This is a genomic window from Pseudomonas sp. GOM6, from assembly GCF_029537485.1.
GTDB lineage: Bacteria > Pseudomonadota > Gammaproteobacteria > Pseudomonadales > Pseudomonadaceae > Aquipseudomonas.
This window is the reverse complement of sequence record NZ_JARPUS010000019.1, coordinates 62,355-73,277: the sequence shown is the minus strand read 5'-3', so window position 1 is coordinate 73,277 and position 10,923 is coordinate 62,355. Positions and strand designations below refer to the sequence as shown.

At 57.6% G+C, this 10,923-nt stretch carries 14 protein-coding genes; 8 read left to right on the top strand and 6 right to left on the bottom strand.

Going from position 1 to position 10,923, the window contains the following annotated elements:
* Positions 1-206: AlpA family phage regulatory protein (locus tag P7A97_RS18385; RefSeq protein ID WP_277691797.1), on the bottom strand; the 206-nt coding region annotated here is incomplete at its 3' end.
* An 882-nt stretch (positions 207-1,088) separates the two neighbouring features.
* Here P7A97_RS18385 and P7A97_RS18380 point away from each other — a divergent pair.
* The 5 genes from P7A97_RS18380 (at position 1,089) to P7A97_RS18360 (ending at position 4,853) form a co-directional block, all read left to right on the top strand.
* On the top strand, positions 1,089-2,057 hold the full coding sequence (locus tag P7A97_RS18380; protein WP_277691796.1) for a DUF932 domain-containing protein: 969 nt from the start codon (positions 1,089-1,091) through the stop codon (positions 2,055-2,057).
* Between the two features lie 75 nt (positions 2,058-2,132).
* Positions 2,133-3,137 (top strand): YqaJ viral recombinase family protein, encoded by a 1,005-nt coding sequence (locus tag P7A97_RS18375; protein ID WP_277691795.1) that lies wholly within the window; start codon positions 2,133-2,135, stop codon positions 3,135-3,137.
* Positions 3,138-3,228: 91 nt separating this feature from the next.
* Positions 3,229-4,173, top strand: a complete 945-nt coding sequence (locus P7A97_RS18370; RefSeq protein WP_277691794.1) for a hydrolase or metal-binding protein — start codon at positions 3,229-3,231, stop codon at positions 4,171-4,173.
* A complete protein-coding gene (gene radC / locus P7A97_RS18365) occupies positions 4,145-4,642 on the top strand; it encodes a DNA repair protein RadC (RefSeq protein ID WP_277691793.1) in 498 nt (165 codons plus the stop codon). Before P7A97_RS18370 ends, radC begins: the two co-directional genes overlap by 29 nt.
* Positions 4,643-4,655: 13 nt before the next feature.
* Complete coding sequence (locus P7A97_RS18360) at positions 4,656-4,853, top strand: hypothetical protein (protein WP_277691792.1); 198 nt, start codon at positions 4,656-4,658, stop codon at positions 4,851-4,853.
* Between the two features lie 388 nt (positions 4,854-5,241).
* Here P7A97_RS18360 and P7A97_RS18355 read toward each other — a convergent pair whose 3' ends face one another.
* Positions 5,242-5,589: a helix-turn-helix transcriptional regulator gene (locus tag P7A97_RS18355; RefSeq protein WP_277691790.1), complete on the bottom strand. Its 348-nt coding sequence runs from the start codon at positions 5,587-5,589 to the stop codon at positions 5,242-5,244.
* Positions 5,590-5,722: 133 nt separating this feature from the next.
* Between P7A97_RS18355 and P7A97_RS18350 the strand changes: the two genes are divergently transcribed.
* Together P7A97_RS18350 and P7A97_RS18345 are read left to right on the top strand one after the other, a co-directional pair.
* Complete coding sequence (locus tag P7A97_RS18350; protein WP_277691788.1) at positions 5,723-6,175, top strand: hypothetical protein; 453 nt, start codon at positions 5,723-5,725, stop codon at positions 6,173-6,175.
* A gap of 33 nt (positions 6,176-6,208) precedes the next feature.
* Entirely contained in the window at positions 6,209-6,583 is a 375-nt protein-coding gene (locus P7A97_RS18345; protein WP_277691787.1) for a hypothetical protein, read from the top strand.
* Positions 6,584-6,928: 345 nt separating this feature from the next.
* On the opposite strand, the gene P7A97_RS18340 is transcribed toward P7A97_RS18345, so the two are convergent.
* From P7A97_RS18340 to P7A97_RS18325, 4 genes are all read right to left on the bottom strand, one after another.
* Positions 6,929-7,588, bottom strand: coding sequence for an inovirus Gp2 family protein (locus P7A97_RS18340; protein WP_277691786.1), 660 nt, complete (start codon positions 7,586-7,588; stop codon positions 6,929-6,931).
* 513 nt (positions 7,589-8,101) lie between these two features.
* Positions 8,102-9,376 (bottom strand): translesion error-prone DNA polymerase V subunit UmuC, encoded by a 1,275-nt coding sequence (umuC, locus tag P7A97_RS18335; RefSeq protein ID WP_277691785.1) that lies wholly within the window; start codon positions 9,374-9,376, stop codon positions 8,102-8,104.
* Positions 9,373-9,810 carry a S24 family peptidase gene (locus P7A97_RS18330; RefSeq protein ID WP_277691783.1) on the bottom strand — a complete coding sequence of 146 codons (438 nt, stop codon included), beginning with the start codon at positions 9,808-9,810 and terminating at the stop codon, positions 9,373-9,375. The genes umuC and P7A97_RS18330 overlap by 4 nt, the downstream gene beginning before the upstream one ends.
* A 59-nt stretch (positions 9,811-9,869) precedes the next feature.
* A complete protein-coding gene (locus P7A97_RS18325) occupies positions 9,870-10,109 on the bottom strand; it encodes a carbon storage regulator (RefSeq protein WP_277691781.1) in 240 nt (79 codons plus the stop codon).
* Positions 10,110-10,225: 116 nt separating this feature from the next.
* On the opposite strand from P7A97_RS18325, the gene P7A97_RS18320 reads away from it, so the two are divergent.
* Entirely contained in the window at positions 10,226-10,633 is a 408-nt protein-coding gene (locus P7A97_RS18320; protein ID WP_277691779.1) for a hypothetical protein, read from the top strand.
* Positions 10,634-10,923: the final 290 nt, after the last annotated feature.

The window sequence follows — 10,923 nt, the reverse complement described above, 5'->3', positions numbered from 1 at the left end:
GGCACTCTACTCCTGATCCACTTATCAACCCCCTCCTCAATCCAACCTATTGCTGCCGCACCAATCTTTACAGGCCTAGGGAAGTCCGCATCAAACCGCGGAGAGGATGGGTTTAATCGATCGTATATTGTCGACCGACTTAAGCCTGTTCGCTCTTGAACCTGCCTAATCCTCAAAATTTTAAACGCGGAATCTATATCGGCCATCTCAATCACCTATTCGATTAGATGCCAAAAGTTTTGCAGGGTCTTGGCATAAACGCACCTGACTTCTGCTAGCACATTCCGGTGGACACAAAATAAAAACGGAAAAAACCAGCTAGATCACGCTACATACGTCCCGCCAGAGCCTCACTCAGCAACACCAATGGACAGGAAAACCCTACACAGACACCCAGAGAAACCAGTTAGGAGCTAGACAACACGAAAGAAGGCCCATGTTCCTGGTGGATCCGCCAGGCTGAGCACCTCCAGGACCAAGCGTGGCCCCAACACTGGGCATCTGCTGTAGAGGGGAACTAACTTTCTTCAGAGGGAACCAACTTTCCAGCAAAAATTGATAGCTACTCCATACCGAGACTATCCACACTCCAATTTATTTCAGATCTAGATCACTGCTATGAACCTACCCCACATGGAGCTTGAACCATGTCATTGCAGTGTCCACGTTGCTCATCAGTACTCATCACACAGAAACGTTCTGCACTAAAAATCTGCGCCTCTATAGGTGCGATTAGCGGATTGGCGCGCGGTATCAACTCGGCTCGGATCCTCGGCGGAGCCGGGGCCTCAATAGGATCAATTGCAGGGCCGCTGGGATCTGCAACCGGAGCAGCGGTCAGCGTTGTTGTAGGTGGCCTGATCGGAAGTGCCAGTGGCTGCCTATTGGGTGCACAGCTGGGTGATCATCTCGATCGTCAAGTGCTCATGAACAACCATTGTCAGGAATGTGGTTATCACTTCAGCACGCACCGCCCCCCGTGCTGACCTGCGCTCCTCCTCCCACGACTTCACCTCAATCACTCAAACCTTCAGGCGTGCTGCGCATAGCGCAGCGCCTATGTCTGGCTGCTGAAAGGAATCTTTCTTATGGCTCATCAGATCGAACAAATGGCTTATGCAGGCTCCACTCCATGGCACGGCCTCGGCAATCAACTCACTCAGAAACAACCAATCGAAGTCTGGCAGCGCGAAGCAGGGATGGAATGGCAGATCCTCGAAAGCCCCGTGCATTTCAAGTCAGATGCTGTCGGCCACCTGGGCGTCATCTACTCCTTCCCCGAACAGAAGGTACTGTTCCGTTCGGACACCAAAGCGCCGCTGTCGGTGGTCTCCCAGCGCTATCACACGGTGCAGCCAAGGGAAGTGTTGGAGTTTTATCGTGACCTGACCGAGGTCTCCGGCTACGAGCTGGAAACCGCTGGCGTGCTCAAGGGCGGACGCAAGTTCTGGGCGCTGGCACGTACCGGGCAAGGTGCTGCGATCAAGGGCAGTGACCAGGTCAATGGTTACCTACTGTTGGCCACGTCCTGCGACGGCACTCTGGCCACCACCGCTACGCCGACCACTGTGCGGGTAGTCTGCAACAACACCCTGACCATCGCCCTGGATGGCACCAGCCGCGCGATCAAGGTGCCGCACAACACCCGCTTCGATCCCAAGGCGGTGAAGAAGCAACTCGGCATCGCCGTCTCGCAATGGGACGACTTCATCTACCGCATGCGCGCGCTGGCCGAGCGCAAGGTGCAGTGGCACGAGGTAATGGGGTTCTTCCTTAACGTGCTATGCGAAACCAGCCCGACCGGTGCTTTACCGGAACAACTGCCCAACGAGCGCGCCCTGCGCAAGGTGCAGGAGTTGTACGAAGGCCGTGGCCGGGGCAGTCAGTTGGACTCGGCACGCGGTACCGCCTGGGGCCTGCTCAACGCCGTGACCGAGTTCGTCGATCACGAGCGCCGTGCTCGCAACAACGAATATCGCATGGACTCGGCCTGGTTCGGTCAGGGCGCACAGATCAAGCAACGTGCTCTAGATGCAGCACTGCAACTCGCAGCTTAACCCTCACTCACATCAACCCTCGCGCCCGGTCAGCCTTGTGCTGGTCGGGCGTTTTTATGTCTGCAGGTGAACACCATGAAAGCAACGTCATTGAACGGCAGCACCAGCAAGAAACGCCCAGCCCTGCGCCTGGTCAGCACCAAGGAGCTACCGCGCGAGGATTGGCTGCAGATCCGCAAACAAGGCATCGGCAGTTCGGATGCTGCAGCTGCTGTGGGCCTCAACCCCTACAAGTCGCAGTTGGAGCTGTGGTTGGAGAAAACCGGGCGCGATGCAGGTATGCCGAAGGCTGATCCTCAGGACGAGGAAAGCCCGATGTACTGGGGCAACGTGCTGGAGCCCATCGTGGCCTGGCATTACAGCAAGCGCACCAAGCACAAAGTGCGGCGCATCAACGCCGTGCTGCAGCATCCTGATCCCGAACTGCCCTGGATGCTGGCAAACATCGACCGCGAAGTTATTGGTGCTGACGATGTGCAGATCCTTGAATGCAAGACGGCCGGCATAAACGGCGCACGCCTCTGGAAAGAAGGCGTGCCGGAGTATGTGCAACTGCAGGTGATGCACCAGCTCGCTGTCACCGGCAAGCAGGCAGCTGATGTAGCTGTTTTGCTCGGTGGCCAGACGCTGGAGATCCACCGTATCGAGCGGGACGAGCAGATGATTGCTCGCCTGATCGAGTTGGAGCGCAAGTTCTGGCACTACGTGGAAACCGACACGCCTCCGCCGGCTGATGGCACGGCGTCCGCCGACACGGCGCTGCGCTGCCTCTACCCGGAGGACAACGGCCAGGTTGTCGACTTCAGCGGTCAAGCCGGGCTGGCAGCTGCCTTCATCGAGCTGAAAGCCGTTCGCCAATCGATTTCCGACAAGGAAAAGCGCGAGTCTGAACTCAAGCAGATGCTGCAACAGGCCATGGGCGATGCCAGTCGTGCTGAGTTCACTAGTGGCTATGTGTCTTGGCGCAAGGCCAAGGACAGCATCGGTCTCGATGTCACTCAACTTCTCCAGGACAAGCCCTACCTGCAGGCCAAGTACCCGTTGCTGAAACCCGGAGCGCGGCGCTTCCTAGTCGGCTGATTTCCATCTCTTTCACCCTTCCCTCCCCTTGGCCAGTCCATGCAGTTCGCGCTGCGTGCCTGGCCTTTTTTTCATTTCCAGGAGAGCCATCATGCTCAAAGGTCTCGCACTCACCCCGCCGGTACTCGGGCGCATCTCCATCGGCAAGGTCGTCGAGAAAAACGGCAAGCGCCTGCCGGAAAAGGATGACCAGTTCACCATCACCTCCCAAGTACAAGGCAAGGATGGCTGGCTACTGCACCCGCTCAATGACGAGCTGCGTCAGGACAAGGACGACAAGCTGCGCAGCATCCCGATACGCCTGCTGTTCAACGAACCGGAGCTGAATTTTCGTGCCGACTACACCCTGTTCGACCGGCAGTCCGGACGGCCGCTGTGCGTGGGCAATGGCGAGAAATGCAAGCGGGCCACCCCAAACGGCATGCAGTCGCTGCCCTGCCCTTCGCCAGATGCCTGCCCGCTGGCCAAAGGTGGGGCGTGCAAGCCCTACGGCCGACTGAACGTGGCCATTGGCGATGATGATCCGCTGGGTAGTTTTGTGTTCCGTACCACCGGTTTCAACAGCATTCGCACCCTCGCCGCCCGGCTGCATTACTTCCAAGCCGTCTCGGGCAATCGCCTAGCCTGCTTGCCGCTGGAGCTTCGCCTACGTGGTAAGTCGACCCGGCAAAGCCATGGCACACCGATTTTCTACCTCGACCTGACGGTGCGCGACGGTATGAACATGGCGGAAGCACTGCTCACCGCTAATGAACTCGATGCGCAGCGGCAAGCATCTGGATTCGATCAGGCCGCCTTGGACGAAGCGGCGCAGCGTGGCTTCGGCAATGGCGCCTTCGAGGACAGCGAGGAAGATGCTGGTGCTATCGCCGAAGAGTTCTACGCCGCAGAAGAGACAGCATCTCCAGCCATCAATAATCCCCAGAGCCCTGTGAAAGCCAGTCTGGCCGAGAAGCTGGACGCACAAGCCCAGCGCCATACCTCATCAATTATTCAAGGAGTCCAGCATGCGCCTGCACAAAATGACGGCCAGTGAATCGACCGGCACTTACCTGGTCGAGTCTCCAGTCACCGAAGCCGACATCCTGTTGATGGCTCGGCAACTGGCTAATCTGCGTCTGCGCCGCGGCCGAGCACTGACTTCACCGCAGGACGTGTTCAGCCATCTTCAGGTGCTATTGGCCGATCACGAGCATGAGGTTTTCGCTTTACTCCACCTCGATAGCCGCCACCGAGTTATCGCTTTCCAGGAAATGTTCAGGGGCACTCTCGACGGCGCTAGCGTGTACCCCCGTGAGATCGTCAAAGCGGCGCTGGAGCACAACGCCGCCGCAATGATCCTGGTGCACAACCATCCATCTGGGGATCCTGAACCCAGCCAAGCCGATCGTAACCTAACCCACAAACTGCAGGAGGCCTTGAATCTGGTCGGGGTGCGAACACTGGACCATGTCGTGGTGGGCCGCGAAGGCTGCGTATCGCTTGCAGAGCAGGGCTACCTGTGAGGAGAGCACGACGATGAAGCTACTACGAGTCTTTGCCGCCGCGCTCATGTTTGCCGGCATTCTCGCCGGGTGCCTGGTCCTTCTGCTGCTGGTGATTCTGATGGTGCGTTTTCCTCTAGTGCTGATCGCTGTGCTGCTGGCGTGTTGGGTGTTCTGCCGCCTCGTGAAGGCGTTGGCGCCCGAAACCACATCGGCAGATGTCCATCTCTGAGTTACCGAAATAATCACTACCCGAGCCACTAGGCAAGCACTGGCCGCCTCAACTCAATAAGGAGCATGACGATGAACAGACAGTGTCTCATCTGCGCCTCTAGCGCCGTACTGACACGGGACGCAGCCAAAGGGCTGACGCTGATAGTGGGGTTACTCCACAGCGCGATAAAAAGCGCTCAGCGCCCAGATGAAGGGAGCGGCCATGCCGACTTTCTCAGCGGCATGGCATCAATAGCGCCCGCGTACCCAAAGGCCAGGAAGGCGGCAGAGGATGTCGTGCGCTTTCACTTCGCCGGATTCAACTGCCTATGCCTGCGTTGCGGCGCGCTGTTCGACTAGCATCCCACTCACTGATCGACCAAGCTGCACCCTACCCAGCTCCGCTCTCAACCCCGAGCCAAGCGCTCGCTCAACATCTCCACCATCTCAACCACCAACTCCCGGTCATTCTGCTCCAGCGAATGTATTAGGTGGCTAATCCGACTGGCCTGGTCATCAACACGGGGGCTGACCTCGGTCAGCAACTCTGCCGCTCCGCACTCAAAGATCGCAGCAAATTCAAGTAGGCGTGCGATGTTGGGAATCACAATCCCACGCTCGATGCGCGAAATCGCCTCGTTACCCAGTCCCAATCGCACTGCAACCTCTTCCTGCGTCAGCCCGCAACGGGTGCGTTGTTTCGATATGGCACGACCGATTCCGGCTGCCAGCTGCTTCTGTTCACTCTCGCTCACGACGCCCTCCCAACTCAACCTAGATGGTTGGGCACCACCTCATTGACATGAAGAACACGCAAAGTCGAGAATCAACCTATAAGGATGAATATCAACTCCACTTCACACCCTCCCCCGCGATAAGGAACATCCAATGAACCGAAGCCTTCTACTCATCGCCTGCCTGGGCTTGGTGGCCAGTATCGGCGCCTATGCTGCCCCTCACGAATGGACGTCCGGCTGGGCGATGGGCACCAGTGAATATGCCGTCGATGACGGCAACGGTAATGAGCTGGTCATTGCTTGCCCGGATGACGAGAACCGTTACATCTCCGCAAGCGCCGCCATACACGGGCGTACCTATAGCTCCGAAGACGAGCAAGGCTTCGATGTCATCGTCGACGGCAAAAACTACAGCAACCCTTTCAACACCGACTGCCGTGCCTGCAGCGACATCTTTAAGGCTGAGTTCTGGCCCGCCTTGCGCAAAGCTAATCGCCTGCAACTGAGTGCAAACGGCCAGACCGTCAACCTCCCCACCAAGAACCTACAAGCCGCGTTGCCGGTACTGGGTGATCAGCAAAATAGTTGCTGGACTGCCTGGTAACACCGCAGCGCTCTTCTCTACAAGGAAAACACTATGGAACAACACAGACACGATCAGGGCGAGTTCAACAACGACAGCCAGGTGGCAGCAAGCGTCAGCCCGGCGATCATCGGCTGGGGTTTCGCAGCCCTGGTCGTCGCGATATTCAGTGTGGTCTTCAACACATCAGCCATGGCTTTGGGTGCCGGATGGTTTGCCAAGTGCATGGCCGTGCTCGTTGGTGCTGGCCTAGGCTGGGGTGGCGCACTGCTGGGCGATGCCATTCGTAAATTCGCTCAACCCGACGGGGTCTTCACCAATGGCGGCATGCTCAGCCTGATCTGGATCAAAGTGTTCTGGGCGCTTGGGCCACAGGTGATCGGCTTGGTGGTGGGCGTGATGTTCGGGTGCGCCATGGTGCTTCGCTAGGGAAAGCTCATGCGCACACGACTCACTCTGATGGCACTCCTACTGGTCCTCGGGGGTTGTTCGGACGAACACTCGCGTGCAAAGGGGGAATTCCTCTCCGGCTGCGTGCAATCCGGAGCCTCCAAAGCAGTGTGCATCTGCACCTACGAAAAACTTGAACAGAAGTACTCTCCGCAAGACCTGATATCTATGGAACATCGGTACCACACTCCACCTGACAGCCTGCTGCAGGAAGTGAGAGATGCTGCCAAAGCCTGTCGACAACAGTAAATATTCCGTCCCATTAACTACAGCCAGGCACCTTGATAATAAGGCGCCTGGCTGTAGCCTGTTCAGTTTTCTTTTTTAGTTACGACTACTACCAAATACGTGGCAGCTGTTGCCAAAGGGCTTGGTTGCCTCCTTGCACAGATAACTTGCTCGATAGAACAACCTTTCTTGGCCAATCGGATCATAACGACGAATGTGGTGCTTCGCATCGCGAGGTATATGGACCAAGCCCTGGATGCAGTCTAAAGGTAGCCTTAATGCACAGGCCCAAGCCTGTTCCAATCGGTGAATCATGTTTACACGCTCAGAGCCAAACCTGCCGAGCGTGTAGAACGCATCCCAATTCAACAGAATAAGCAGGTGGTAATGGTGCACATTACTACCCTGACCTTGCTCCCTTGCCCAGACGTAACGCACCTCGCTTTTATGTGTATGTTGATTATTTCTTGCTGCCACGTTACGACTACTTTCAATCTGAGCCTTAAACGAGGCCAAGAATTCGCTCATAACAGAGTTCGAATCACCTTTATCGCTTCGCAAGGCATTAGCTGGAAATCGAAGGTCACAACGAAACGCAAATACCCTTGGGTACTGACCAAGCGCACGCCCTATGGTGACTTTCAGTGTCTCAAGATATTCGTAAATGAAGGGACCTTTGTCGGCCATGATAGCGAAACCATGAAAGGTTTCACCACTATAAACACTCAGATTTCTATTGACTGGATGACGCTGCATGAGTAGCACTCAGTTGTTGAACACATACAAACAACACACTGAGTATTTTTTAAATCACCTCTGAGGCACACCAACTTATTCCCTGCCTAGGGGAATAGCCCCTAGGCCTCAACATTAGTCCATGCAAGCATATCCTCACCCGATATATGACTTACATATAAAGCATATTACCCGCACAGAGACTTTATTAAAATGCAAACCCATACGACACAAGACCTAGAGCTTCTTCTCGCCATAAAAATCGTCCAGAAAAATAATATGGGAATAACAGAGAATCAGCCCCCATTATCAAGCTCAGTGCAGTTTATGTGTAGAACACTGCGGCAAGGGTGGGATTGCTGCACGTCTAGTCCGACTTGGAAAAATCGATGAGCGTTCTGACCTGTACGTACACGAGCCTCGCCCAACAGCGCAGTCTTGAGGTGAGGTAATACGCAGAGAAAGCAGTGCCTCTGGCGTAAACAGTAACTGGCGGAAGACCGTACATTACCGAGGGCAGACACCAAATTTCAACTATCCACGTACCCCAATCACCTCTTCCCAGCGCGTCGTGTAGCGCTGGCTGAGCATTTCTCTGCGCATGGCCCAGGCCGGTGCAGCAGGCACGCTGCCGATGCGCACGGTGCCTCGTCCTTCCTTCTGATTGATTTGGTCGACCACCGCCATCAGCCGCTCAGCTCCACGGCGTGGCGCCGGCGAGAACAGGTCTGGTGTCAGCTCGCCGCGCCGACTTAGGCCCATCAGCAAGATGGAGCATTTCGAGTATGGGTAGCCGGGTCGATAGATCTGCGTCAGCCCTTGCTGGGCGCGCGCCAGGATCTCGCGGGTGTCGTCTGTCGGCGCTGGCATTGCCATGGTGACTGCATTGGCGTAGCGCGGCCCCTTTAGGTCTGCCAGCTGGGTTTGTAGGCCCACCTGGATGGTGCTGCACAACGAGGCCTGGCCACGCAACTTCTCCGCCGCCCGGCTCACGTAGGCGGTCAGCGCCTGGCGGATCGGCGGCAGCTCCGTCTGGCGTACACCGAACATCTTGCTTGAGCCAATGGACTCCTTCGGTGCCGGCCCCTCGTTGAAACCGATGCAACTGATGCCGCCCAACTCACGTGCAGTGCGCTCCATGGTTACGCCGAACGTCTTGCGCAGGGTGCCGATATCGAACCGGGCAAGATCCCAAGCGGTGATGATATTCAACGCCGCCAAATTGGCCGCCGAGCGATGGCCAACACCCCACACCTCGCTCACCGGTGCTATGCGCAGCAGCTTCTCCTGCCGAGCCGGGGACGTCAGATCAAGCACGCCGCCGGTGCCCTTCCACTTCTTCGCGGCCCAGTTGGCCAACTTCGCCAGGGTTTTGGTGGTGCTGATTCCCACCCCGACCGGCATGCCAATCTCACGCGCCAGGCGTTGCCGAATGTGCCGTCCGTGTGCCTCGACATCGGCGATGCCGGTCATGTCGCCCCAGGCCTCGTCGATGGAATACACCTCAATGCCGGCCAGTTCCTCGGCCATAACCCGCATCACGCGGTTGCTGATGTCGGCATACAGGGTGTAGTTGCTGGAGCGCGCCACCACACCTTGCCGGCGCATTTGCTCGCGCACCTGGTAGTAGGCGGCGCCCATGCCAATGCCCAGCACCTTGGCCTCCGCGGATCGGGCGATCACGCAGCCGTCGTTGTTCGAAAGCACTACCATCGGCCGGCGTTTTAGCTCCGGCTGGCAGATACGCTCGCAACTGCAGTAGAAGGAGTTGCAGTCGATCAGCGCGAACACGCGCCCGGTACTGCTCATGGCGCAACGTGGCTGACCACCCAGCTCACCACGCCCCACACCTCGACCGGCTCTTCACCATCCAGCTGCACATCCGGCACCACCGGATCGGCAGCCTTCAGCCAAAGACCGCCGAACAGATCCCGCGCCACCAGCCGCACGCGGTAGCCCTCGCCGCCCAGATCGACCACCACCAGCCTGCCCTCCAGGTGGCCTGCAGCACGGTTCACGATCAAGCGGTCACCCGGAAAAATACCGAACCCGACCAGCGTGTCATCCAGCACCTGTACACCCCAGATATGCGGCGCGCCCAGGCCAGTGAGACGATCGAGGGAAAGCCCATCTTCCTTCTCATCGTCGGCAGGTGACTGGAAGCCAGTGATACGAAGGTCTGCGGCGTCGGAAAGGAGGCGTTCACGCAGGCGCGCACCGCGGGCAAGGATGGAAAGGGACATCTGGGCACTTCCGCAAAATACTGTTTATGCATACAGTATTCGAGAAGAGCCTAATTCGGTCAATCCACCAGTATCGCCCCGCCGACAGTTGGCCAGTCGTCCACCAGCTCGGCACGCAGGATCTTCACCTGGTTGGGCGCCTCGATAGCCAGGCGCACCTTGCCATGATCCACCTCCAACATCTGCACGGTAATACCGTCGCGCAGCAGCAGACGCAGCAGCTTGTCGGTATCTACGGCGGGATCGATGGTCAGCCGGATCTGTTCGCCGGCACGCCGGGTAAGGCATAGATTGCCCATGATGGAACTCCTTTTCCGTTGGATAGTGAATGCGCGTCCTGCTCCGGCAGTCTAGAACATGAAAAACGGTGCGAAAGCGCGGGGAGGCAAGAATGTGTGGTGGTGTGCAGGCCCGCGTGGCCGACCAAGTATGGAAGATCTATTTTCCCAACCCCAAGGCCGCCCTGCCCGTGCTGCAGGCAGACGGTACCACCGAGTGGGTGCCCTGGGGCCGACGCCGCGAACAACCCGGCCACCTACCCGCCACTGGCTGGGCACGGCAAGACTCGATCACAGCCGGCAAGTGGGCGCGCTACCACCCGCGTACGGTAAGCATCGTGGCGGAACGGTTCATGGAAAAAGACGCCGAGCGAGTGTCGCATTGGTTCGACCTGGAGCCAGGTCAAGCGATAGAGGGGCTATTGCTTGAGACGGACATAGAGCAGCGGGTGTATGTAGTGACCACCACCTCGCCCGTGGGCTATGCCTGGGCACATGACCGGTGGCCGCGACTGCATACAAATCTACGTCATACAACCCAGTAGCGGGGTCATCAGTTTCCCTGAAGTGAGTAGCCCCCGCTCTCCCCTGACCTACTGCGAAGTTGCATGAACTTGATCACCCAATTGCATTCCACCTGACCAGATGTTTGCATCCGGCTTGACCAATACACGTCGAAGAAGGGGCCGGCAAAGAACGTTCACATGCGGTTGCTCTCGACCGTCCGGTTGCAATCCCGAGAGTAGGAGCAGATGCCTAAGGCAACCTCCAATAATTAGTTCGCACTGCGAGCCGACCGTGTCGCGGTGCGACTTACCGGCCCAAGCACCGAGCC